This window comes from Bacillus sp. FSL L8-0099, from assembly GCF_038006385.1.
Classification (GTDB): domain Bacteria; phylum Bacillota; class Bacilli; order Bacillales; family Bacillaceae_G; genus Bacillus_A; species Bacillus_A toyonensis.
The window spans coordinates 445,935-471,197 of sequence record NZ_JBBOVC010000001.1; the positions used below are offsets into that span (position 1 = coordinate 445,935).

Genomic DNA, 25,263 nt, shown 5'->3' on the forward strand with positions numbered 1-25,263 from the left:
CATATGAATAACCCAGTCGTACTAGATTCAAAAACAGAATTAAATGAGCAAACCGCACAAGATGTCCGTTTACAACTTAGACAAGATGCGGAAGTACAACGTATTTATAATGCGGTAGATATTAAAGATCAGTTAGAATTAATCGAGCTTGGAAAAGAACCGTCTATGGAAATTTCACGTTTCGCTGATCAAATTTTACATACAATGTCTTTATCAAAAATAGAAGACTCTGGTGAATTATTAAAACAGCTTGGTAAAATTATGGACAGGTTTGATAGTAAAGATTTTGCGGAAGAGAAAAGTGGTTTCTTCTCACGTATGTTCAAAAAAGCAGATAAAATGATTGAACAAATCTTTAGTAAGTATCAGACAATGGGTCGCGAAATGGATAAAGTATACGTAGAAATTACGAAGTATCAAGATGAAATGAAAAAATCAATTGGTACGTTAGATGGCTTGTATGAGCAAAACTTAAAGTATTATTTAGATTTAGAAAAGTACGTAGTGGCAGGAGAAATGTTATTAGAGCGTTTAAATACAGAGTTAGTCCCGATGTATGAAGAGCGCGTACGTAATAATGATCAACTAGCAGGTATTGAATTAGAATCACTTAAAAACTCTGTTGAAATTTTAGAGCAACGTATTGATGATTTAGAAAAGGCACGTATGGTTGCTCTACTTACAGCACCACAAATTCGTATGATTCAACGTGGTAACAATAAATTAATAGGTAAGATTAATACAGCATTTATTACAACGATTCCTATCTTTAAAAATGGTATCATTCAAGCGGTAAATGCGAAACGTCAAAAGCTTGTTGCAGATTCTATGGCTGAACTTGATCGTCGTACAAATGAGTTACTGAAGAAAAATGCACAAAATATCGCAACTCAAAGTGTGGAAGTAGCGAGATTATCAGGTTCTTCTAGTATTAAGATGGAAACACTTGAAGAAACTTGGAACATTATTTCAAGAGGTATGCAAGAAACACAACAAATTGAAGAGCAAAATAAACGTGAGCGTGAAGAAAGTCGTAAGCGCATGGCTACACTAACAGAAAACATCAAAAAAGAATTACAAGGATAAAGTGAAACTTTAATCAGTGGGTTTTTGTTCATCCTCACTGATTGTTAACCTTCACCAATTGGGCGTTTATGGGCAGTTGATCTCCCACCTCAAGCTGAATTTTGAGGTGGGAGTTTTACTACCGGGAAAATAGTGGGATAAAGAAAAGGCAATGAGGAACAGTCCTCATTGCCTTTTAGTTTCTCTTAACTAATTTAATGATTTCATTCACAACGAGCGGAATGATACTTAACAAGAGAACAAATCCCCAATCGCGTAATGTTAATGCATGTACACCGAATATATTCGCTAGAGGAGGGATGGAGATGATACATACTTGCATAAGAACACCAATAAGAAGTGAGAAGACTAAGTATTTATTTGTAAATATCCCAATTGAGAAAATCGATTTCGTTCTTGAACGCAAGTTAAATGAATGAACGAGCTGAGAAAAACTAAGAACGACAAATGCCATCGTTTGAGCATGTAATAGAGCATCTTCATCAATTTGCTCTGGGAAAAGTGGAAATAAGTTTGTATCTCCAGCATAGAGTTTCGCCCCAACGATAAAGGCAGCTAACGTTAAAAATCCAATTACAACACCATTGAAAATAAGAAAAGGGACGCTCCCGCTAAATAGACTTTCTTTCGCACGTCGTGGTTTTTCTTTCATCACATCTGAATCTTCAGGATCAACACCGAGTGACAATGCAGGAAGTGTGTCGGTAATTAAATTAACCCACAAAATGTGGATTGGGCGTAATGGTGTCGCCCAGCCAAGTAAAATAGCTAAAAATAAAGCGATAATTTCTCCGAAGTTACAAGAGAGTAGGAAGAGAATCGATTTTTTTATGTTACGGTAAATATTTCTGCCTTCTTCAACGGCTTTAACGATAGATGAGAAGTTATCGTCTGTTAAAACGACATCTGCTGCGCCTTTTGCAACATCTGTCCCTGTAATGCCCATTGCTACGCCAACATCTGCTTGTTTTAAAGATGGAGCATCATTGACGCCATCACCAGTCATAGAAACGATATTTCCTTTCGCACGTAATGCTTTTACAATCTTCACTTTATGTTCTGGAGAGACCCTAGCGAATACATGTAAGTGATTAATTTTGTTTGCTAGTTCTGTATCTGAAATGTTATCTAGTTCAGTTCCAATCATAATTTCAGATTTTTCTTCAGCAATACCAAGTTCTTTGGCAATTGTAAAGGCGGTATCCTTATGATCACCAGTAATCATAACTGTACGAATACCAGCTTTTTTACACTCTGTAATGGAATCTTTTACTTCTGTGCGTGGTGGATCAATCATACCGACAAGACCGATAAAGATGAGATTTTCTTCGAGATGATTAATATCCACATCGTTCGCATTATATTGTTTAAATGCGAATGAAAGTACTCTTAAAGCTTCTTGAGACATTGCCCCGGCAGCTTCTAATATTTGATTTTTATCAGAATTTGTGAAGACCTCAACTTTGTCATTTATAAAGATATGGGTGCAGTGAGGTAAAAGTTTATCAATAGCACCTTTCGTCATACTATAGTAGCTTTCATCGTATGTATGCACTGTTGACATCATTTTACGATCAGAATCAAAAGGTAGCTCGTTAACACGTTCATGTTTATTTTCTAAATGATCTTTTTGCATGTTAAAAGTGCTTCCAGCAACGAGAAGGGCAATTTCAGTAGGGTCCCCAGTTTGGGATTCACTACTATAAGACGCATCATTACATAACACCATATTTTCTAACAATAGACGGTGTACATCATTATTTACATTCAAATTTTCTAACTGAGCGTATGTGTTATCACTATAAAAGTGAGTAACGGTCATTTTATTTTGCGTTAATGTACCTGTTTTATCTGAACAAATAATTGTGACAGACCCGAGAGCTTCAACAGCTGGTAGTTTACGAATGATAACGTTTTGTTTAATCATACGCTGCACGCCAATTGCAAGAACGATGGAAACGATAGCTGGTAGTCCTTCAGGAATAGCCGCTACAGCTAAACTAATTGCAGTCATAAACATTTCTAACGTATCGCGTCCTTGTAAAAAACCGATGAGAAACATAATAGCGCAAATGGCTACAGCGACAAAGCCTAAATATTTTCCTACTTGTGCTAAGCTTTTTTGAAGTGGTGTCATATCATCATCTGATTCATGTAAAAGGGTAGCAATCTTACCAATTTGTGAGTTCATACCAGTTTCAACAGCAACACCAACGCCACGTCCGTATGTTACTAGCGTCGACATAAAGGCCATGTTTTTTTGATCGCCCAGTGGCACTTGTTCATCAGTTTGCATAGAAGGATGATAAAGTGCATCCTTATCAACAGGGACGGACTCACCAGTTAGAGCAGATTCTTCAACTTTTAAATTTGCTGTTTCGATAAGTCGTAAATCACATGGTATATAACGTCCAGCATCGAGCATGACGATATCACCTGGAACGACTTGTTCAGATGGAATTTCTTTTAGTTCGCCGTCTCGTTTTACGATAGCTTTAGGTGTTGCCATTTTTTTTAGTGCTTCCAAAGCTTGCTCAGCCTTTGACTCTTGGATGACACCAATAACTGCATTTAATATGACAACGAGCGCGATAATGCTTGCATCTGCCCATTCACCTACAAAGGCAGAAATAAGGGCAGCTATAAGAAGAACATATACGAGGACGTCATTAATTTGGGAAAAAATCCGCTGCCATAAAGTACGTTTTTGTTTTACTGTTAATTCATTTGAACCAAATTGTTTTAAGCGTTCATTTACACCGTCAGCGGTTAAACCACTTTGTTCATTTGTTTTAAGATCCGTTAATATTTGATCTTTCGTCTTACTGTACCATTTGCTCATAAGTAAGCACCTCCAGTAAAAACAGTTAGCAATGGTAGTGTTGCTATTATTTGTGAGTAGTATGTACGGAGAAAAAATCTAAGATGAGCTTCTACTTCTATTGTACAATATTTTACAGTTGGTTGAGGAAAAGAGAAGAGTTGTCATGAATTTGTTGGAAATAAAAAAGAGCCTCATATAAGAGAGGCTTTTTTACTTTTTAATTAATGTACCTAATTCTTCTGTAATAGCTTGCATTTCACTAATGCTGAATGTTTCACGTTTCATAACATGCTCATAGATGTCACGTAAGTCCTCGTACATTTCTTCGTTAAAGCTAGCAGCTCTCATCGCTCCAGCATTAACCATACGTAATTTTTCTTTAATAGCTTCGACCATATATTCAACGTTTTCTTCTGACTTTACGGATAAATCCACCGAAGTGTCCCCCTTTAAAATAACATAAGGCTATCTTAACATTTTTTTATCATTTTCGTTAATGAATCTTTTCAATCCTATTAAATTAGTAGGGATTTCCTTTATATTTAATAATTGGTTGTTTATACTATAAGTATATATTAAGAAATGCACCAAGAAAGGAAGAAACAAAAATATGGTTCAAGTATTATTTGTTTGTCTTGGGAACATTTGCCGTTCTCCAATGGCAGAAGCGATTTTTCGAGATCTTGTCGTAAAAGAGGGACTTGAAGAGAAAATTGTCATTGATTCTGCAGGAACTGGAGATTGGCACATTGGTCATCCGCCACATAAAGGAACACAAAAAATTTTAAAAGAAAATGAAGTCGTTTTTGAAGGAATTAAAGCAAGGCAAGTAGAAAAAGAAGACTTAACAAAGTTTGATTATATTATTGCCATGGACAACAAGAATATAGCAGATTTAAAAAGTTTAGGTAAAACTGGAGGCTATATTGGTAGGCTGTCCGACTTTGTTCCAGACGGTGGCTGGACAGACGTTCCTGACCCTTACTATACAGGGAACTTTCAAGAAGTGTATGACCTTGTAACAGAAGGGTGTGCAAAGCTATTAGCTTTCATTCGAAATGAACAAGGAATATGAGGAAGCTTAGAAAGAAATACTTTCTAACATAAGAAATGAAAGGGTGAAGGAATATGGCAAAGAAAAATAATATTGCTCGAAACATTGCGCTTGGTGTAGCGGCAGGTGTAGCTGTATCCATGTTAAAGAAAGAAAACCGTGAAAAGGTAAAAAACACTGCTGAAAAAGCAAAAACAAAGATGATTGAAATTGGTGAAAATGCAAAGATTAAAGAAAAAGTGCAAACTGTTACAGATAAAGGACGCGAACTTGCTGATTTCAATGTAGTGAAAGCGAAAGTAGCAGAAATTAAAAAATTGACGCCGTCAGTTGTAGAGACGTTAAAAGAAACGAAAGAAATTTTTAGTAAGAAAAAAATTGAGCGAGAAGAAAAGCCAGAAACGATTGAAATTCAAGCTGTATCTCCAAAGGTAGATGAGCTTAAAGCAGAAGAAGAGCCAGTAGTTGCTGAAGATGGTGGTATGAAAGAAGCACGTGAATTATTTATGAAAGACTCACATGCAGAGGAAAAAAAAACTGAAGCGTACATTGAGTTAAAGCAAGATAAAGAAGAGAAGAAAAGCGTTTAAACATATATGAGAAAAATTTTAGAAAAGGTAAGAAGAAATCGCACTTATTCGTTCGGTAAAGATTTATACGATCGGACGATGCGTGATGATGTAGCGGGCTTGGCAGCACAGCTCGCTTATTTCTTCTTACTTGCTATTTTTCCTGGGCTTGTTTTCTTAATTACGCTTCTTGGATTTATTGACCTTCAAACAGAAAGTGTGCTCAATTTATTAGAACCGTACGTACCTGAAGATGCAATGTACTTAATTGAAGTAAACGTAGATAAAGTTGTAAATGAGCAAAATGGTGGTTTATTATCATTTGGTTTACTGTCGATGCTATGGTTTGCTTCAAATGGAGTAAATGCGGTTATGAATGCTTTTAACCGTGCGTATGATGTAACCGAAACACGTTCCTTTATTAAAACAAGAGCTTTATCAATTGTGTTTACATTAGCCATCATTTTTATGATTGTGTTTGCTCTAATTGTCCCAGTGTTCGGACAAGTGATTGGGGCAGCGGTATTTAAAGCAATTGGTTTATCGGATAGTTTTTCTTACGTATGGAGTATTACACGATTAGTAGCGAGTTTCTTCGTACTATTTGCCTTGTTTAGTTTTTTATATACATTTGCACCAGATCGAAAGTTAAAAAGAAGAGAAGTCATTTCAGGAGCAATATTTGCTACTGTAGGGTGGATTGTGGTATCGTACTCATTTGCTTATTATGTAGATAAGTTTGCGAATTACGCCAATACATATGGTGGTCTCGGTGGAATTATTATTTTAATGTTATGGTTTTACTTAACTGGATGGGTAATTTTACTTGGCGGTGAAATTAATGGTCTACTCCATCACTATAGAACGGGTGACAATAATTCCCGTAATGAATAATGAGCTCTTGTTCCATAATAAAAAGGAACAGGGGGGATATTTCATGAGTAATAATAAAAAGAACCACAATAATAAAAACAACAATAAACAAAAGAGCAGTTCGCATCCGAAGCATAAAACAAGTAGTAGTGCGAACGGGCATAATAGCTACCATTAAAAAAAGCGGGTCCTCTATGAGGGACCCGCTTTTATTTGTTTCCTTTTAATAATCGTAACCCGTTTAAAATGACAAGAATTGTACTTCCCTCATGCCCAATAACACCAAATGGAAGAGCTAAAAATTGCAAGAAGTTTGAACAGATTAGCAGTGCAATTACAGCTAGAGAAAATACTACATTTTGCTTTACAATACGGTTCATTCGTTTTGATAAACGGATGGCTTGGGAAAGTCGAGACAATTCGTTCTTCATAAGTACAACGTCTGCAGTTTCTAAAGCTACGTCTGTTCCTTCACCCATTGCAACACCAATGCTAGCAGTAGCGAGCGCGGGTGCATCATTTATACCATCTCCGACCATTGCTACTGTACCGTATTTTTCTTTTAACTTTTTAATCGTTTCAACTTTTGTTTCTGGTAAACAGGATGCATAATATTCTTTTATATTGCTTTCAGCAGCAATGGCTTTTGCGGTTTCTTCATTATCGCCAGTAATCATGATTGCTTCCACACCAATGCTTTGTAAATCGCGAATAGCAGCAATGGTTTCTTGGCGGAGTGTATCTTTTAAAGCGATAAGTCCAAGGATACCATCTTCATCACTTATATAAACGACAGTTTTCCCTTCTTTTTCAAGGGAGGTAGAAATACCATTATGAAATGTCTTTGTTTCTTCCCCGATAAAATCAGCTTTACCAATTTTATAAGCTTTATTTTCTAATGTTCCTTTTAATCCAAAACCAGTTACATCTTCAACGTTTTCGGGTTTTTTTATCGAAATATCATAAGCATGTTTTGCATATTTAACAATGGATTCAGCTAAAGGATGTGTAGAGTGACTTTCAATTGATGCTGTAATAGAAAGTACTTCACTTTCTGCTATACCTTCTCGAACATATACATCTGTTACAGTAGGTCTTCCTTGTGTTAATGTTCCTGTTTTATCAAAGGCAATCGCCTTTACTGAAGCTAGACGTTCTAAATGAATGCCGCCTTTAAAGAGAATACCGTTTCTCGCTCCGTTAGAAATTGCAGATAAAGTTGCGGGTGTAATAGCTGCAACTAGTGCACAAGGAGAAGCGACTACAAGTAAAATCATAGCGCGATAAAATGTTTCATTCCAACTCCAATCCAGTAAGAAGTGAGGAACGAACATCATAAGCGCAACAACGAGTAGTACACCTTTTACGTATGTTCCTTCAAATTTTTCGATGAATAGTTGTGATGGTGATTTTTCACTTTGTGCACTTTGAACGAGACGAATAATCTTTTGGAATAATGTTTGATCGCTCGGCTTTGTAATTGTAATTTCAATAGCACCACGTAAATTCACAGTTCCAGCAAACACTTCATCGCCGAATTTTTTCTCATTCGGAATAGGTTCTCCTGTAATAGCAGCTTCATCAATATTTGTTTCACCATTATGAATTGTGCCATCAGCAGGAACACGTTCACCGGGTTTAATTAAAATAATGTCGTTAATTTGTAATTCTCCAACAGGAACACGTTCCTCGGTTCCATTTGAAATACGTAATGCTTCTTCAGGCTGTAAATCAAGAAGTGCTGAAATTTCTTTTTGACTTTTACTTAACGTATAAGATTCCATTGCACCACTTAGCGCAAAGATGAAGATTAAAATAGCACCCTCTGCCCAATAGCCAATCATGGCAGCACCGATAGCAGCAAAGAGCATGAGCATTTCAACATTTAGCTCTTTCTCTTCAATTGTGTCTGCAATGCCTTCTTTCGCTTTTGCAAATCCTCCAATTACATAAGCGAGGATATAGAAAGTAATACCTACACTTATCGCCTCATTTTTTGTGAATAACCAGCCAGCTAAAATGAAAATACCAGATAAGATTGCAAATATAAGTTCATAGTGCTTTTTTAGTGTTTGAATCCAAGATGGATTAGGTACGTTCTGTTTTGATGGTAATGTTTTTACTTCCGAGTTCATTATTACTCGCCCCTTTCAAATTCTTATTGAGAAAAAGAATCAAAATCGAAACCCCTATAAAACGACGAAAGCTGCCATCCGTAACGGATAGCAGCATTTCTGTTAAATCTGATTTTAATAGTTATTATGTTGTAATTATTCTATAGTATAGCATATGTTTTTGAGAGATGATATGTTTTTGTTTCAAGTATAAACCGAAAACTTGTGTTTTTACAGTTCCTTTGGTATATATGAATATTGTTCATAAAAAGATCGGAAAGGAAGACAACAAGTGAAGACAGAGAAATTTTTTACTCATCCGATTGGTGTATTTATTGCTGCGATAGTAGCAACCTTTTTATGGGGAAGCGCATTTCCCTTTATTAAATTAAGCTATGCTGAACTTGGGATTCGGCCACAAGAAGTCGGAGAACAAATATTATTTGCTGGTTATCGCTTTTTCTTATCTGGTATAATGCTCTTATTATTTTTTAAAGCGCTAGGAAAAGATATGCAGTTCAAAAAAGGAACAGGGAAGCAGTTAGTTCAAATTGGTTTGTTCCAAACTTTTCTTCAATATATATGTTTTTATATTGGAATGAGTTATAGCTCAGGAATTGAAGGAGCGATTATTTCAGGAACATCATCATTCTTTCAAATTTTACTCGCACACTTTTTATATAAAGATGATGCTCTCAATATGAGAAAAATAATGGGCGTATCAATCGGATTTTGTGGTGTCATTTTAGTGAATGTACCGAGTGATGGAAGTTTATCATTCCATTTTGGAATAGGTAGCTTATTACTTCTTGGGGCAGCGATGATGTATTCGTATGGAAATATATTAGCAAAAGAGGGTAGTAAAACGTTAGATATTGGGTATATGACAGCATACCAAATGATTTTTGGATCAGTTGGGTTACTATGTATAGGTGCATTACAAGTTGGAGCGATGCCATTTACTTTTAACCTATATACGATACTTATGCTCATATATTTATCGTTCTTATCGGCAGCGGGATTTTGTATATGGAATACAATTATGAAGTATAACAAAGTAGGAAAAGTCTCGATGTATATGTTCTTCATACCTGTCTTTGGTGTGTTATTATCGAGCATGATTTTAGGAGAAGCAATTCATTCATTTGTATTATTCGGTCTAGCATGTGTAGCAGCGGGAATCATTGTCGTAAATCGTACCCCGGCTAAGCAGAAAATGGAGCAAAAAAAACAAGTAGCGTAGAGAACAAAAAAGCGATTAAAATGGAAGAACAGTATTGTTCTTCTTTTTTTATGTAGAAAAAGGAGAACAGACTATATATAACGAAAAAAGATACATTAAAGCATTTATTGAGGAGAACATATTATGAATGTACTTTACATTGTGTTAATCGGACAAATAATTATTTTTTTAACAGGAGCAATTTATGCAATAGGACAGACAAAAAGAACAAGAGAAAATATGCCGTTACCTTTAGCAGTTCGTCTTATTCTTAGTTTTTCTTTAACAGGTAGTGCGATTTGGATATGGCTACAAGATCCATCGATAGAGTATAGCAGCTGGGTTGCATTAGGAATGACTTTATCGACTTTAGGAGATTTATTTATGGCAGGTTTGATTCCCTTTGGCCATCGATTAATTGGAGGGATGGTTACTTTTGCTCTTGCCCATTGTTTTTATGTAAAAGCATTTTTGCAAACAGGTATTTCATGGAATGGTTTTTGGATTGGTTTACTCGTATACGGACTCTTTCTAATTATAGGGTGGTTCTTTTTTATTCGAAATGAAAAACAGGACAAACTGTTTACGATAGGAGCCCTAATTTACGGCTTGTGGGTTGGGGGAATGGCTTGCTTTGCATTCGCCTTATACTATGAGAATACAGGAATATGGTGGATACCAGCGCTTGGTGGTTTGCTGTTTGTGATTTCTGATTTTATTATTGGTGTGACAGATATTGGTGGCCGCAAGCTGAAGTATGAACCACTTTGGATTTGGTTTACATATGTCGCTGCTCAGATGTGTATTGTATATGTAGGACTATAAAAAGATGCTCTCAAAAATAGTAGATAGACTATTTTGAGAGTATCTTTTTCTTTGATATTCTAATATATTTGTTTAATTAGTTTTAGTATTTGTTAAGTGTAAAATTCATAGGAAAATTTCTGCTTAATAAATATAAAATATGATATATCAAAATAATAAACTTGTAAGGAATAGCGTTTTAAAATTTGTAATATTATAATTATATAATTTAGAATTTTATGGAAAACAACTATCTGAAGTATTTATAATATAAATAAAAAGACAATGAGATGGTGGAATGATGCAAAAGAAAAAACGTTTGCGTGAGTTCTTTGGAATAATTGCAAGTGCATGTTTATTAGCGTTTTTGGCAAAAATCTTTTTGTTTTTCCCTACAACTGTAAAAGGAGCATCTATGAGGCCAACGTTACAAGATGGGGATAAGATAATTGTTAATAAGTTGGCAAAGCAATTTGAAAGTTATGGTAGAGAAGACATTATTGTTGTGAAGACGGATAATTTTTATGTGAAAAGAGTGATTGGGTTACCGGGTGATGTAATTGAGATGAGAAATGACCAATTATATGTGAATCATGAGGTGAAAAATGAGGAGTATTTGCATAGTAATAAAAAACAAGCTGAAAAAAAACTGATGAATTTAACAGAGGACTTTGGACCTATTACAATCCCTAAAAATAAGATTTTTGTTATGGGAGATAATCGCTTAATCAGTAGGGATAGTAGAAATGGTTTAGGACTTATTGATAGAGCAGATGTATTAGGAAAGTTAGCGGCAATTTATTATCCATTTGAACATGTGAAAATAATAAATTAAAGTAAAAAACCAAGCAAATTTCAGTTTGCTTGGTTTTTTATGTTAAACAGTAGGAGACTCGTTAGATACAAAGACGTCTTCATTGTTTTGGTTAGTACTTATAACAAATTTGTGTTGCAATAGTTGTAGTTTAAATAATGCTAAAGGATCATGATAAGTTTCTGGGTTGCTTCTTAGCGTTGCTAATGTTTGTTCGTCTTCTTGTATTTCAAGTTGAGCGGCTTCTACATTTTGTTTCAATACGCTAAGTGGATCTTTAAAGAACATCATGATATCACGCTCTAGTGCACCTTCAAATACTTCAAATTGAAGGAAGAATTGTTTTGAAATTGTTTGGGCAATTTCTGTATAGTCTTCCGTTTCAATATATTGTTTATATTTGTTTGCGAGCATAGATTGGTTTTTTTGCATATTACCAAATAATTTTCCGGCACTCTTTAAGAAAAATTGTGTCGGTGTGAAGCGTAATAAAATGTTGATGTTCGTTACTGTAATTCTATTTGTCATTCGTACGACATCTCGATGCCAATCATCTAGTAATTTGAAATCGCAAGGAAGTTTCATACGTTCTTCTTTATATAATTTATTGAACGTTTCACTCATTTCATCTAAATAAGCTTGAGCTTGAATAAATTCATTATGTGCTGTTTCAATCCAGTCTTGAATAGACCCAGTAAATTTAGGAAGAAGCACTTGTTGTACATGTTTGTCAATTCGTTCGTTCATCGCAGCATTTAATTCTTCATGAACTAATTTGAAATCACTATCTTCTTGAACAAGGTCAGAACAGCTCTGTAATAATTCAGGAATTTGAGAATGTATATCTTGTGTAATTTCTTCTTTCGTTAAAAGATAAGATTCTGTAATAGAACGGATTTTGTCTTTTTCAAGAGCGGTAAGATTGTTAATAAATCCATTAAGTTTTACAGATATATGTTTATTCCAGCGTACTGATTTCACTAATGTATGTTCTAATTCTACACGTTCATTTACAAGGTAAGCGATTGTCTTTTGAGTAAACCATATTAGCTTTTCTATACGTTCTTTCTCTATGTCACGTTCTGCAAGATTAGAGAGAATGGACTCTGTTACATCCCCAAGTTGCTGGCTACTCTCTTGGGAAGGAGAGTACGGGAAGAATTTTGCATTTGGGAAATGGACTGTAAGTTTACTAATTAGATTTTCATTGGTAGTCGTATTATTTGTGTGTAATACGAAATGAATTTGTAAGTTTGGCACTTGTTCACGTAAATAAAGTAATGTATCAAGTTCTTCGCCATGTAATGGTGAGGCAGAATTTAATATGTAAATAAGGCTCTCTGCTGCCTGTAAGTATTCAAAGTATGAGCTGTTTTTATCCAATTGTCCTTGAACAGATGGTGTAACAAGAAATGCAAACTTATTTTTTCTTAAAAATCTACTTGGTAACTTAATTTCTATACATTTTTTCTCAAGTTCTGACTGGGAAGATGTATCCATTATTTGATGGACTTCATCAAAGTTCGAGATGTTTTTTACATCTAGATCATTGAATTCCGTTATTGCAGTTTGACTATCGTCTTTAAATAGAATAGGAGCTGTTAAAGTCTCAGTTAAGATGTTCTCTCCTAATATTGAATTAACGAATGACGCTTTATCATGGTCACTTGTTCCAGCTATTAGTAGTTTATTAACATGTAAATCACATAGTTCATGGACGAGTAGCGTAAATTGATGACTTAAATCTACATCATTTTTCTCGGCCCATTCAGCAATTGTTTCGAATAGATGAGAAACGGTTTCCATATCTACATTTGTTTCAGCTGATGAATTAGAAAGTAAGGCTCCAGCACTTTTTACGAGTAATGATTCTAAAGTTGTAGGTGCAACTTCATTCCATGCTAATACGGCGGCAGAAACAAGTAAGGAATCCTTTGCTTTTGTTAAACTAAACCAATTTGTTAATAAATCAGGAACAAGACCGTTTAATTCATGCATAAAATGATCGCCAGTAATTAATGCAAAGTATGTTTCTTGGTAGCGGATAGAAATTTCATTCCAATTGTCATTGTTATCTGTTTCAATATGTAAAAATAAATGATTCATGCTTTGGATCCAAGAAAGGTATAATGGTTCATTTTGATAGCTGTTCCAAAGGGCAATAACAAACTCTTTAAATTGGACTTGGTCAATTGCATATAAAGCTTTTAAAGAATCATAGAAATATTCTGGTTTGATTTGTTTAGTAAATCCTTGGTTTACGTAATGGATTAAAGTATCGAACCAATGTAATGACTTTGTTCGAATTCCCTCTTGAACTGCAAGTTCGATAGCGTTGTTCCAATCTTCTTGTTTTTCATAGAAAGAACGTGCGATTGCAGTAATATTCGGATAGTCTGGTTGAAATGCCACAGCTTCACTAATCGTCTTAAAAGCTAATCCTAAACGATCTTGCTCGATATAAAGAGAAAGAAGTTGCAAGGAAACTTCCATCGTAAGAGTTGTACCTTCAGTTTGAATAGATTGATAAATTTCTTCTGCTTTTGGTAAGAATCCGAGTTCAAAATAGGCATCAGCAATATTTTTGGTTGCCCAAAGTTCAAGGTCGTTATTTACTTTCTCCCACTTAAATATGGCTGCTTCAAAATCTTTATTTTGATAATAAAATTCACCTTGAGCAAAGCGAATATTAGAAATGTTGGAGAATTCATTTTTAGATTCATTTATGTATGCTTCACCGAGTACTTCCGATACTGGAGTAGAAATTTCTTCTGTTAAAAATGTTTTATAGTAAACTTTTTGGATAAATTGATTTTCAATGGTCATGTTCGTTCCCCCTGTATAATTTAGAAAAATGATGTTGTATGTAAAAGGGTACATGTTTTTTAATAGATAGAAGTTGTATTATATAGACCAAACTATGTTTTTGCTAGATGTATCATTTTTCTTGAGAGTTAAACCGTTGCGAAAAGTAGCTTTCCTTTATTGTAACAAAAAAACAAGCATATGAATTTTTATTTTTTAATCCTGATTGGTGTGGGCTAATAATCAGTGGAGATAGACAAAATACCCACTGATTAAAGTTTCACTTGATCGCTGTTAAAAGAATGGGTAGAAGTAGAGTTCATTATAAAAACAATGTATAGTGAATATGTATACCATGTTTGTCTTAAAGAGAGAACGGGCAAAATGTGGAATAACGATCGTGCATAGGATGTGTCTTCCGAATGGAACAACATATTGGCGAGTTAATCGCGCATTATGGGTATTTTGGAATTATTATAGCATTGGCTGGTGGGATTGTCGGATTACCGATACCAGACGAGTTTTTATTGACCTTTGTTGGTTATAATGTTTCAAAAGGCGTTATGTCAGGAACTGCTGCTTTTTCAAGTGGGATGGCGGGTGCGATGTTAGGTATTACATTAAGTTACATATTAGGTTTAAAACTCGGTCTGCCTGTTTTAAAAAAATATGGGCCGAAAGTTAGAATTAAAGAACATCACATTGAAAAAACACATGTTTTATTTGAAAAATACGGTCCATTTCTTTTAATGATTGGTTACTTTATACCAGGAGTACGTCATTTAACAGCATATTTTGCTGGGGTTTCGAATTTAACACTTTGGCGTTTTTGCTTGTACGCTTACGGTGGTGCGCTCATTTGGATAAGTGTTTTTATCGGACTTGGCTGGAAGTTAGGAGAGAAGTGGCGATTTGTCGAGTATAGTTTACATCATTATGGAATATGGATTTTAATCATTTCAGCAGTTGTTACATGCATTGTATGGTTTTACATAAAGAAAAAGAAAAACCGCTAATAGCGGTTTTTTTAGCTGAAAGCAATAAATAGTACACCAGCTGTAATAAAGACTACACCGATACCAGTCATAAAGTTTAACTTTTCACCGAGTATAATCATCGCAAGAATAATAGAAAACACTACACTTAATTTATCGATAGGGGCTACTTGAGAGACCTTTCCTGTTTTTAAGGCAAGAAAATAAAATAGCCATGACGAAGCACCTGCAACCCCACTTAATGTGATAAATAGCAGTGCTTTTTTATTTAGCAGTACGTCGCCGATATTTTGAAATTTACCTTGTATAATAATAACGCCTATCATAAATAGTGCCATAATAATAGAACGAACAGTCGTAGCAACATTAGCATCGATTCCATCTAAACCAATCTTTCCAAAAATAGATACAAGGGCAGCAGCAATTGCTGATAATAATGCGAATAATAGCCATGAGCTCATAGTAAAATTCCTCCAATCTTACATTATTATACATGAAAATCATTCTCATGTATTAATAACGAAATAATCCCCACCTTATATTTTTAATAAGGTGGGGATTATTATACTACTCTGCAATTTCCTCATATAAAAAGTACGTTACATTATAAATATGTTCTACTTCATCGTCTGTCATAAACAATAATTCGTCACGCTCAATTCCTTTTTTCTTTTCAATAAACTCAATCATGTTTTTACGTTCTTCTCTTTTCATCAATTTTATTTCTCCTCTCAGTCTGTTTTAATACAGTTTATTTAAGTTACTGCTATTATATAACAGAATCTTTAGAAAGTTCCACCTATTTTATTGTTTTTTTCAGAAGAACTTTTCGACAAAACAAGCCCACCTAAGGGGGGCTTGTTTTATTTTATAGTCGTAAAAACTCGGGCTCCGTGGTACCTGCACCATCGATGTAATAAATTGTGTCAGGATTGATTTTTATTAATACGTAATTAGGGTCTTCAGGACCAAGTAACCAGCGTTTTAAGCTATTATTCCAAAACTTGTTTTTTAATGTTGAGTCTTCCTCGATTGAAGCTAAGCCTTCAACTTCTATATAATCTTCATCTAATTTTTTTCCTTCTCGTCCAAGCAGTACATGTACATTTGGATTGTTTTCGATATCTGTTATCTTTTTTGATTGTCGATCTGTTGCAACGTATAGTACAAAATCTTCATGGAAAAACATCATAAAAGCGCTGTGTGGCTTCTCATTACGTACAGTAGATAACACACCTGTTCTTTGTCCTTGAATAATCGTTGCAATTTTTTCTTTTAAGTGCATACTTTTAACCTCTTTTCATAATTTATAATTTTCTCCGTTTAAACAAGATAAATTAAATATCTTTCATACTGTTTTCTTCAATCTGATTTTTTAAACGTAATTGTGATGAAATCGGACAAGTTAGGAGAAGAATAATATTAATGATGAGGAGAAATACATACGATGGAAGGATGGAAAGCATGTTTAATAAAATATTTCTTATAGTAGCGCTTATAGGTGTACCACTTTCTGTACTCGGAAAAACAATGCATTGGCCTCAAACGATTATGTTTGCTGTATATTGCATTACAATTATCGCATTAGCGGGGTTTATGGGGAGAGCAACAGAAAGTTTGGCAATTGTCTCTGGACCTCGAATAGGTGGATTATTAAATGCAACTTTCGGTAATGCCGTTGAACTTATCATTTCAATTTTCGCACTTCAGGCAGGATTAATTGAAGTTGTGTTAGCTTCGTTAACGGGTTCTGTACTTGGAAATTTACTATTAGTAGGAGGGCTGTCCTTTTTTATAGGTGGATTAAAATATAAAAGACAAAGCTTTAATGTTTACGACGCAAGACATAATTCAGCTTTATTAATTTTTGCTGTTGTCGTAGCCTTTGTTATTCCAGAAATTTTTTCAATGAAGATGGATGCGGGAAAGACGTATCAATTAAGTATTGGCGTATCTATTATTATGATTATTATGTACCTTGCTGCATTGCTATTTAAGTTAGTTACGCACCGTGGTGTATATCAACATAAAAGTGACGAAGTAGCGCATGAAGAAGAGCCAGAGTGGTCGAAAGGTAAAGCACTCCTTATTTTAGCGATAGCGACGATTGCAGTAGCTTATGTGTCGGAGGCTCTCGTGCATACATTTGAGACGGTTGCGAAGTCATTTGGCTGGTCAGAGTTATTTATAGGGGTTATTATCGTTGCAATTGTTGGAAATGCAGCGGAACATGCATCTGCAATTATTATGGCTTATAAAAATAAAGTAAATATTGCAGTTGAAATTGCAGTAGGTTCTACATTACAAATTGCGATGTTTGTTGCTCCTGTATTAGTATTGCTTTCTATGTTTTTTGTACAAAGGATGCCTTTAGTGTTTACAATACCAGAACTTGTGTCCATGATTACAGCTGTTTTCTTAACGATTGCAATCTCCAATGATGGGGATACAAACTGGTTTGAAGGAGGCACTTTATTAGCTGCGTACGTCATTATGGGAATTGGTTTTTATTTATTATGAAAAATAGGCATAACAATTGTGCTCAGAGAAAACAATAAACAAAGTAGTATATATACCTTTATGTAGGAAGGAGCCAGACAGGTGAAACGAGTATACAGCATATGTCTTTCAGCCATGGTCTCGTTTATTTTATTATTTCCTAACAGTAGTTTTGCAAAGACAACGGTAGAAACAAAAATGCCTTCATCTGTTTTAAATATTTCAAAAGACAATACGTTTCCAAACGATGCGCAAGATTTGCCGCGCTTGCAGCCTAGTAAATTTGCTCAAGAACTATTGAAAACAGCAAATATTAAAATTGAAAATCCGGACTTAATTCGGATGTTTAATGAAACGACAATTTCAAATGCACCGCTTGCAGTAGGGTACCGCGCGAAAATTTATTTAGGTCAATGGGCTTTAAATTATGAATCGGTAGATACATCGATTAATTGGGAATATAAACAAGTGAATCGTAATGTGTACGATAATCGAGGAGGAGATCGCTTATATCCACTTCGTTATAAGCAAGAAACTCAAAAGACGATTGAAGGCGATTTAACAGCAGATATGAAAGATGCTACAGATGTGAAAAAAATGATGCTGCTAAAAGCGCTTGAAAAAGTACAGTTGCCACTTTCATTTAAAACGACCATTGGTTATGGTACAGGACATGAGCGTGTGTATAATATTAGTCCGAGTCAACTTGGATATTTATATGCTTATACGCCAGCAGTAAATGAAAAAGGAAAAGTAACGTTTGGAGAAGTGTACCTTGTTTTAAAAGGAAATCAAAAAAGACTTGTTGTAAAAAATGTTACCTCTCAAGGAATTGGAGCAGCTATTCCAATTCATGATCATTTGTTTTTTAAATTTATTTCCTCGTCGCATGCGCAATGAAATAAGAAAACGTCAGCCCATATAAGCTGACGTTTTTATTTATAACATAAGGTTTGATTTTTTTGATAAGAAATCTTCTGTTGGATAGTAGCTGTTCTTTACAAGAACATTCGGTCCAAGACATTTCACCGCAGGGCAATGACAGCTTAATGATTTTGCTGTTTTTGAAGCGCTCCATTTCTCATATGCTTCTTGTAATGTGTTTGTTTGTATGTTTCCTAGAAGCGGAACATCACCAAAGTCCGTCACAATAATATTTCCATCGAAAATATTTACATTTAAACGAGAACGGCCATCTGGATCATTACGTACAGTTACATTTTTACTTTCATGTAATTTCTTAAATGTAGCTAAATCGCGTTCATCATCACTACATGCATAGAAAGGTAATGTTCCAAATAACATCCATACATTTTCGTCACGAATTTCTAATAAATGTTCAATAGCTTTTCGAATTTCGTCTTTTGTTAAAATTTCAAGTGTGCTAGCGAAGTCACTTGGATACATCGGATGCACTTCATGACGTTTACAACCCATTTCCTCAACGATTTGACGATGAATATGTTCAATGTGTGGTAGAGTTCTTTTGTTTAACATCGTTTCAGCTGATACGAGTACACCTGCATCGGATAGAGCTTTACTATTGGTAATCATTCGTTCGAATAATTTTGCACGTTGTTCATAAGTAGGTTTACGCTCCATCATTGCAAATCCGCCTTCAACGAAGTCATCAATTGTTCCCCAGTTATGAGAAATATGCAGCACATCTAAATAAGGAATAATTTGTTCGTAACGTGCTAAATCTATAGTTAAGTTTGAGTTGATTTGAGTGCGAACGCCTCGTTCATGAGCGTATTTTAAGAGTGGTGTTACATAGTTGTCGACGGATTTCTTTGAAAGCATAGGTTCTCCGCCAGTAATACTTAAAGAACGTAAATGAGGAATCTCATCTAATCGTTTTAATAAAAGCTCCATCGGAAGCGGATTTGGATCTTTCGGCTGTAATGTGTAACCAACAGCACAATGCTCGCAACGCATATTGCATAACGTTGTCGTTGTAAACTCAACGTTTGTTAATAGTAGTTTGCCGTACTCTTCAAGGTCCATATACGCTTCCCATGGATCGTAAGAAGGAGTAATCGGCTTCATTTTTTGTGATATCGTCATATGAAATACTCCTTTGACTATTGAAATAACAATTTGTCCATTCTCTATAATAGAAGAATATGTACTTTTTATAAAGTGAAACTTTTTAGCGGAAAAAGAGAGAGGGCTTACATTATAGCGGATAATCGTGACAAAATTGATGAAATTTCATGCCCATAGCAATCATTTTTGCGGTATAATAAAAGCAACTCGAATTAAAAGGAGAGTGCCTTCATGGGAAAAGCAATTCAAGATAAAGATACACAATTAGTATATTTAAAAGAGCGTTTAAATATGTTCATTGAAGTAATTGATACAATTGAACCTGAAGAAGTAGAGTTAGAAGATGTAGATCGTCTTCTTGCGATGTTAGATGAATTAGAATTAAAATGTGAGCAATTTAAAAAAGACGAATAATATATTAAAAAGGCTGCCAATACAAAATTGGTAGCCTTTTTCTGTACGGATAATAGAAGGAATATAGAAAAAAAGGTATAATCAAGTTGTGAAAAATCTCATTTATACTTTAATAGCATGAAATAAAGTGAAACTTTAATCAGTGGGGAAGTTTATTCCCCACTGATTATTAGCCTTCACCAATCGGGCGTTTACGGGCAGTAGGGCTCCAACCTAACTTCTTTGCTCTAGTCAAATTTCGAGGTGGGAGTCTTACTGCCCGTTCATGCGGGATAAATAAAGGGCTGAAGAGTATAACGATGGAATTTTCATCTCGTAACGTTTTGGTAGCGTTCACAATTGAGGGGGAAGTAACAATGGAAAAGCTTCAAGAAAGCATGTATCAACTAGTTGTTGAAACGTCAACGAACTTACCGAAAGATGTTCGTCGTGCGATTCAACAAGCGAAAGAGCGAGAAAACGCAGGGACTCGTTCAGCGATGGCACTTGGCACAATTACGAATAACATTAAAATGGCAGATGATAACATCTCGCCGATTTGCCAAGATACAGGGATGCCAACTTTTAAAATTTATACACCAGTTGGTGTGAATCAATTAAAACTGAAGGAAGCTATCTATAGTGCGCTTGAGCGGGCGACAAAAGATGGTAAACTTCGTCCCAACTCTGTTGATTCTCTTTTTGGAGACAATAGTGGAAACAATTTAGGACCAGGTACACCAGTTATTAAGTTTGAGCAATGGGAAAAAGATTATATTGATGCACGTTTAATTTTAAAGGGCGGCGGTTGTGAGAATAAAAATATTCAATATAGCTTACCGTGTGAATTAGAAGGACTTGGACGCGCAGGCCGTGATTTAGAAGGAATTCGTAAATGCCTTCTTCATGCTGTATATCAAGCACAAGGTCAAGGATGTAGTGCAGGTGTAATTGGTGTTGGTATCGGGGGAGACCGAACATCAGGTTACGAATTAGCGAAAAATCAATTATTCCGTACATTAGATGACATCAATCCTGTACCAGAGTTACAAAAACTTGAAGAATATGTATTAGAAAATGCGAATAAGCTTGGCATTGGTACGATGGGATTCGGCGGAGAAACAACTTTACTTGGTTGTAAAATTGGCGTATATAATCGCCTGCCAGCTAGCTTCTACGTATCTGTTGCGTATAATTGTTGGGCATATCGCCGCCTTGGTGTAAAAATCCATCCTGAAACAGGAGAAATTATGGATTGGCTATATCAAGAAGGCGACGATACACTGGAGCAAGAAGTGCAAGAAAAAACAGAGCAACGTGAAATTGTATTGCAAGCACCAATTACAGAAGAGCAAATTCGTGAACTTCGCGTTGGTGATGTTGTAACAATTAATGGCATGATGTATACAGGTCGTGATGCAATCCATAAACATTTAATGGATAACGATTGTCCAGTAGACTTAAATGGACAAGTTATTTATCACTGTGGTCCAGTTGTAGTGAAAGACGAGAATGACAATTGGCAAATTAAAGCAGCAGGACCAACGACAAGTATTCGTGAAGAGCCATACCAAGGGGATATTATGAAGAAATTTGGTATTCGTGCTGTAATTGGTAAAGGCGGCATGGGTGCAAAAACATTAGCAGCATTAGAAGAACACGGCGGCGTGTACTTAAACGCAATTGGTGGTGCGGCGCAATATTATGCGGAATGTATTAAAGAAGTGAAAGATGTTGATTTCTTACAATTTGGTATTCCAGAAGCAATGTGGCATTTACGCATTGAAAGTTTTAAAGCAGTTGTAACGATGGACTCTCATGGTAATAGTTTACATGCTGATGTTGATAAAACATCGCTTGAAAAATTAGCGAGCTTTAAAGAGCCAGTATTTAAGTAAACAAAAATGCACCTCGAATGATTCGAGGTGCATTTTTTTGGTATATATAGAAAAACATGTTCAGCATGAAAGAAAGCAGAGAAACAGAAACTACAGGTACGATTATATATGGAAAGGAGACTATTTATGAAATATAAATGGTTATATATAGGTCTCATTTTTTCAATTATGATGGCACTTGTTCCAGTTTCAACATTGGCTTATACAAACACTCCACATAACTGGGGAATTCCGCGTCCTAAAAATGAAATAGTACCAGATGCAGGGAAACTTTATACAGAATTGCTACAAAAAAATGGCGGATTTTATTTAGGGGATACGAAGAAAAAAGATATTTATTTAACATTTGATAATGGATATGAAAATGGTTATACAGGCCAGATTTTAGATGTATTAAAAGAGAAGAAGGTACCAGCCACTTTCTTTGTAACAGGGCATTATATTAAAACCCAAAAAGATTTGTTGTTACGAATGAAAAATGAAGGGCATATTATTGGGAATCATTCTTGGAGTCACCCAGATTTTACAGCAGTAAACGATGCAAAACTTCGTGAAGAATTAACGAGTGTAACAGAGGAAATAAAAAAAGTAACAGGGCAAAAAGAAGTGAAATATGTACGTCCTCCGCGCGGCGTATTTAGTGAAAGAACATTAGCTCTTACGAAAGAAATGGGCTACTATAATGTATTTTGGTCACTTGCATTTCTTGATTGGAAAGTGGATCAGCAAAGAGGGTGGCAATATGCGCATAACAATGTAATGACGATGATTCATCCAGGATCTGTTTTATTACTTCATGCAATATCAAAAGATAATGCAGAAGCACTTGCGAAAATCATTGATGATTTGCGCGAGAAAGGGTATCATTTTAAAAGTCTAGATGACTTAGTGAAAAGCAATCAACCGTAAGCATGTATGCTTGCGGTTTTCTCATGCTATAATGATGTGTAAAAAGGATGGGGAAACGTATGTGGAGCGAACATGTTACGTTAGAGTATCCGTATCATTTTGAAGAAGTATTAAAACGTTTATCTTTTGATCCTCTCAACGTCATTCAATTAGATGAGAAAGTCATTTATGTCCCGCTTTGTATAGACGAGGAACAGGTTGTTGTTCGCTTGCAAGGGATTGGTACTGTTCAAAATCCACAGTTTTGGATTTCTAGTCAGACAGGAGATCCGGAGAAAGTCATGAAACGAATGAGGGCCATTTTTCATTGGAATGAACCGTTTCAAGATATACAAAATCATTTTTTAAACACATCATTACGTCCACTATTTGAAACATATGCTTATACTCCAATTATTTTAGAATTTGATTATTTTGCTTGTCTTCTTCGCTGTATCATTCACCAACAAATAAATTTGAAATTTGCTACTGTGCTAACAGAACAATTTGTGAAACGGTATGGAACAGAGAAGAACGGTGTATTCTTTTTCCCCACTCCGGAAATAGTAGCAAATATTTCAATAGAAGAATTGAGAGAGCAGAAGTTTAGTCAGCGAAAGGCTGAATATATAGTAGGATTAGCAGAACGTATTGCCCGTGGTACATTAGATTTAGCGAGTATAGAAACTGGGACGGAAGAAGAAGTTTCAGCACAATTGTTGCCAATTAGGGGAATTGGTGCATGGACAGTGCAAAACTTTTTAATGTTTGGGCTTGGGCGGAAAAATATGTTTCCGAAAGCGGACATTGGGATTCAGCGTGCAGTGCAAGGTGTATTTCAATTAGATGATAAACCTGATGATGCATTTTTAGAAAACGTGAAACAAGAGTGTGAACCATACTGCAGTTATGCAGCGTTATATTTATGGAAAAGTATAGAGTAGAGGTGTAATCATGATACAAAAGCAACATGAGAGTAAGTTGGAAGTTGGTCAAACGTTTCCTGTGACAATTAAACGTCTTGGGATTAACGGAGAAGGCGTTGGTTATTTTAAGAGACAAGTTGTTTTCATTCCAGGGGCATTACCAGGAGAAGAAGTCGTTGCTGAGACAACGAAAATTCAGCGTGGCTTCGCTGAAGCGAAAGTGAAAAAGGTTCGTAAAGCTTCACCACATCGTGTGAAAGCGCCATGTCCAGTATATGAGGAGTGCGGTGGCTGTCAGCTACAACATTTAGATTATAAAGAACAATTAAATCAAAAACGTGATATCGTTGTACAAGCATTTGAGAAGTACATGAATAACACTTTGGAAGAGAAAATTCGTCCGACGCTTGGTATGGAAAATCCATGGCATTATCGTAATAAGAGTCAATTACAAGTGGGGCGTAAAGACGAGAAAGTTATTACAGGGTTATATAAACAAAACTCACATCAGTTAATTGATATTGCCCATTGTATGATTCAACATAAAGCAACGAATGAAGCGACAAAAGTTGTAAGACGTATATTAGAAAAACTAAATGTTTCTATTTACAATGAGAAAAAACAAAAAGGTTTAGTACGCACAATTGTAACACGTACTGCAGTTCAAACAGGGGAAGTACAAGTTACACTTATTACAACAAAAGAAGAACTGCCAAATAAAGAACAATTTATTGCAGAAGTACAAAAACAGATGCCAGCTGTTAAATCAATTATGCAAAACGTAAACTGGCGTAAAACATCTGTTATTTTTGGCGACAAAACATTTAAATTAGCTGGAAAAGAAGTAATTCAAGAAACACTTGGTGATTTATCATTTGAATTATCAGCACGTGCATTCTTCCAACTGAATCCAGAGCAAACGGTTGTTTTATATGATGAAGCGAAAAAAGCAGCTGCTTTAACAGGGAATGAGAAAATTGTAGATGCGTACTGTGGTGTTGGTACAATTGGTCTTTGGCTTGCGAATGATGCGGCGGAAGTACGTGGTATGGATGTAATTCCAGAAGCGATTGCAGATGCAAGAAAAAATGCGAAACGTCACGGATTTACAAACACGAAGTATGAAGCAGGTAAAGCTGAACAATGGTTACCAAAGTGGGTAAAAGAAGGATGGCGTCCAGATGTAATTGTTGTCGATCCACCACGTACAGGTTGCGATGATAAATTATTGGAAACAATTTTAAAAGTACAGCCGAAACGAGTTGTGTACGTATCTTGTAATCCTTCATCGTTAGCACGTGATGTGAATGCATTAATGAAGAGTTATGAAGTGGAATATGTGCAGCCAGTTGATATGTTCCCACATACAGCTCATGTAGAAAATGTAGTAAGACTTGTTAAAAAGTAAAGTTTATTCATATTCCCTCACGATATGAGGGAATATTTTCTA

General features: G+C 35.3%; 23 protein-coding genes. 15 read left to right on the plus strand and 8 right to left on the minus strand.

Annotation, left to right across the window (positions count from 1 at the left end; translation table 11 throughout):
* Positions 1–3: 3 nt before the first annotated feature.
* Positions 4–1,086 (plus strand): toxic anion resistance protein, encoded by a 1,083-nt coding sequence (locus MHH42_RS02315; protein ID WP_001064417.1) that lies wholly within the window; start codon positions 4–6, stop codon positions 1,084–1,086.
* A 175-nt stretch (positions 1,087–1,261) separates the two neighbouring features.
* Here MHH42_RS02315 and MHH42_RS02320 read toward each other — a convergent pair whose 3' ends face one another.
* Positions 1,262–3,928: a cation-translocating P-type ATPase gene (locus MHH42_RS02320; protein WP_000049586.1), complete on the minus strand. Its 2,667-nt coding sequence runs from the start codon at positions 3,926–3,928 to the stop codon at positions 1,262–1,264.
* A 192-nt stretch (positions 3,929–4,120) separates the two neighbouring features.
* Complete coding sequence (locus MHH42_RS02325; RefSeq protein ID WP_000366197.1) at positions 4,121–4,345, minus strand: DUF1128 domain-containing protein; 225 nt, start codon at positions 4,343–4,345, stop codon at positions 4,121–4,123.
* A gap of 175 nt (positions 4,346–4,520) precedes the next feature.
* Here MHH42_RS02325 and MHH42_RS02330 point away from each other — a divergent pair, with 175 nt between their 5' ends.
* Genes MHH42_RS02330 through MHH42_RS02340 form a run of 3 tightly spaced genes read left to right on the plus strand, consistent with a single transcriptional unit; the run spans position 4,521 to position 6,427 of the window.
* Positions 4,521–4,985, plus strand: coding sequence for a low molecular weight protein-tyrosine-phosphatase (locus MHH42_RS02330; protein WP_000250904.1), 465 nt, complete (start codon positions 4,521–4,523; stop codon positions 4,983–4,985).
* Between the two features lie 53 nt (positions 4,986–5,038).
* Positions 5,039–5,554 (plus strand): DUF4075 domain-containing protein, encoded by a 516-nt coding sequence (locus MHH42_RS02335; protein ID WP_001085404.1) that lies wholly within the window; start codon positions 5,039–5,041, stop codon positions 5,552–5,554.
* A 6-nt stretch (positions 5,555–5,560) separates the two neighbouring features.
* Positions 5,561–6,427: a YihY/virulence factor BrkB family protein gene (locus MHH42_RS02340; protein ID WP_001226534.1), complete on the plus strand. Its 867-nt coding sequence runs from the start codon at positions 5,561–5,563 to the stop codon at positions 6,425–6,427.
* Between the two features lie 188 nt (positions 6,428–6,615).
* On the opposite strand, the gene MHH42_RS02345 is transcribed toward MHH42_RS02340, so the two are convergent.
* Positions 6,616–8,541: a heavy metal translocating P-type ATPase gene (locus MHH42_RS02345; protein WP_001083762.1), complete on the minus strand. Its 1,926-nt coding sequence runs from the start codon at positions 8,539–8,541 to the stop codon at positions 6,616–6,618.
* Positions 8,542–8,812: 271 nt separating this feature from the next.
* Here MHH42_RS02345 and MHH42_RS02350 point away from each other — a divergent pair, with 271 nt between their 5' ends.
* From MHH42_RS02350 to lepB, 3 genes are all read left to right on the plus strand, one after another.
* Positions 8,813–9,763, plus strand: coding sequence for a DMT family transporter (locus tag MHH42_RS02350; protein WP_000845698.1), 951 nt, complete (start codon positions 8,813–8,815; stop codon positions 9,761–9,763).
* Positions 9,764–9,886: 123 nt separating this feature from the next.
* The gene (locus MHH42_RS02355; protein ID WP_001102002.1) at positions 9,887–10,567 is read left to right on the plus strand and encodes a lysoplasmalogenase; all 681 of its coding nucleotides are present in this window, start codon (positions 9,887–9,889) and stop codon (positions 10,565–10,567) included.
* Between the two features lie 277 nt (positions 10,568–10,844).
* Complete coding sequence (gene lepB / locus MHH42_RS02360) at positions 10,845–11,381, plus strand: signal peptidase I (protein ID WP_000983289.1); 537 nt, start codon at positions 10,845–10,847, stop codon at positions 11,379–11,381.
* A gap of 42 nt (positions 11,382–11,423) precedes the next feature.
* Here the strand turns inward: lepB and MHH42_RS02365 are convergent, their stop codons facing one another.
* On the minus strand, positions 11,424–14,186 hold the full coding sequence (locus MHH42_RS02365; protein ID WP_000151398.1) for a tetratricopeptide repeat protein: 2,763 nt from the start codon (positions 14,184–14,186) through the stop codon (positions 11,424–11,426).
* A 401-nt stretch (positions 14,187–14,587) separates the two neighbouring features.
* On the opposite strand from MHH42_RS02365, the gene MHH42_RS02370 reads away from it, so the two are divergent.
* A complete protein-coding gene (locus MHH42_RS02370) occupies positions 14,588–15,181 on the plus strand; it encodes a DedA family protein (RefSeq protein ID WP_000434869.1) in 594 nt (197 codons plus the stop codon).
* Positions 15,182–15,192: 11 nt separating this feature from the next.
* Here the strand turns inward: MHH42_RS02370 and MHH42_RS02375 are convergent, their stop codons facing one another.
* The 3 genes from MHH42_RS02375 to MHH42_RS02385 form a co-directional block, all read right to left on the minus strand.
* On the minus strand, positions 15,193–15,621 hold the full coding sequence (locus MHH42_RS02375) for an EamA family transporter (RefSeq protein ID WP_000100302.1): 429 nt from the start codon (positions 15,619–15,621) through the stop codon (positions 15,193–15,195).
* Between the two features lie 106 nt (positions 15,622–15,727).
* Positions 15,728–15,874 carry a BH0509 family protein gene (locus MHH42_RS02380; RefSeq protein ID WP_000817786.1) on the minus strand — a complete coding sequence of 49 codons (147 nt, stop codon included), beginning with the start codon at positions 15,872–15,874 and terminating at the stop codon, positions 15,728–15,730.
* A 154-nt stretch (positions 15,875–16,028) separates the two neighbouring features.
* Positions 16,029–16,445: a pyridoxamine 5'-phosphate oxidase family protein gene (locus MHH42_RS02385; protein WP_000550219.1), complete on the minus strand. Its 417-nt coding sequence runs from the start codon at positions 16,443–16,445 to the stop codon at positions 16,029–16,031.
* A gap of 179 nt (positions 16,446–16,624) precedes the next feature.
* Between MHH42_RS02385 and cax the strand changes: the two genes are divergently transcribed.
* Positions 16,625–17,680, plus strand: coding sequence for a calcium/proton exchanger (gene cax, locus MHH42_RS02390; RefSeq protein ID WP_002093843.1), 1,056 nt, complete (start codon positions 16,625–16,627; stop codon positions 17,678–17,680).
* Between the two features lie 81 nt (positions 17,681–17,761).
* Complete coding sequence (locus tag MHH42_RS02395; RefSeq protein WP_002093842.1) at positions 17,762–18,559, plus strand: YfkD famly protein; 798 nt, start codon at positions 17,762–17,764, stop codon at positions 18,557–18,559.
* A 39-nt stretch (positions 18,560–18,598) separates the two neighbouring features.
* On the opposite strand, the gene yfkAB is transcribed toward MHH42_RS02395, so the two are convergent.
* The gene (gene yfkAB, locus MHH42_RS02400) at positions 18,599–19,726 is read right to left on the minus strand and encodes a radical SAM/CxCxxxxC motif protein YfkAB (protein ID WP_000156031.1); all 1,128 of its coding nucleotides are present in this window, start codon (positions 19,724–19,726) and stop codon (positions 18,599–18,601) included.
* Between the two features lie 213 nt (positions 19,727–19,939).
* Here yfkAB and MHH42_RS02405 point away from each other — a divergent pair, with 213 nt between their 5' ends.
* The 5 genes from MHH42_RS02405 (at position 19,940) to rlmD (ending at position 25,221) form a co-directional block, all read left to right on the plus strand.
* The gene (locus MHH42_RS02405) at positions 19,940–20,122 is read left to right on the plus strand and encodes an SE1561 family protein (RefSeq protein WP_000513558.1); all 183 of its coding nucleotides are present in this window, start codon (positions 19,940–19,942) and stop codon (positions 20,120–20,122) included.
* A 356-nt stretch (positions 20,123–20,478) separates the two neighbouring features.
* Positions 20,479–21,999, plus strand: a complete 1,521-nt coding sequence (fumA, locus tag MHH42_RS02410; protein ID WP_097895491.1) for a class I fumarate hydratase — start codon at positions 20,479–20,481, stop codon at positions 21,997–21,999.
* 126 nt (positions 22,000–22,125) lie between these two features.
* The gene (pdaA, locus tag MHH42_RS02415; RefSeq protein WP_000875966.1) at positions 22,126–22,908 is read left to right on the plus strand and encodes a delta-lactam-biosynthetic de-N-acetylase; all 783 of its coding nucleotides are present in this window, start codon (positions 22,126–22,128) and stop codon (positions 22,906–22,908) included.
* Positions 22,909–22,967: 59 nt separating this feature from the next.
* Entirely contained in the window at positions 22,968–23,831 is an 864-nt protein-coding gene (locus MHH42_RS02420; RefSeq protein WP_000269448.1) for a DNA-3-methyladenine glycosylase family protein, read from the plus strand.
* Positions 23,832–23,841: 10 nt separating this feature from the next.
* Positions 23,842–25,221: a 23S rRNA (uracil(1939)-C(5))-methyltransferase RlmD gene (gene rlmD, locus MHH42_RS02425; protein WP_000615220.1), complete on the plus strand. Its 1,380-nt coding sequence runs from the start codon at positions 23,842–23,844 to the stop codon at positions 25,219–25,221.
* Positions 25,222–25,263: the final 42 nt, after the last annotated feature.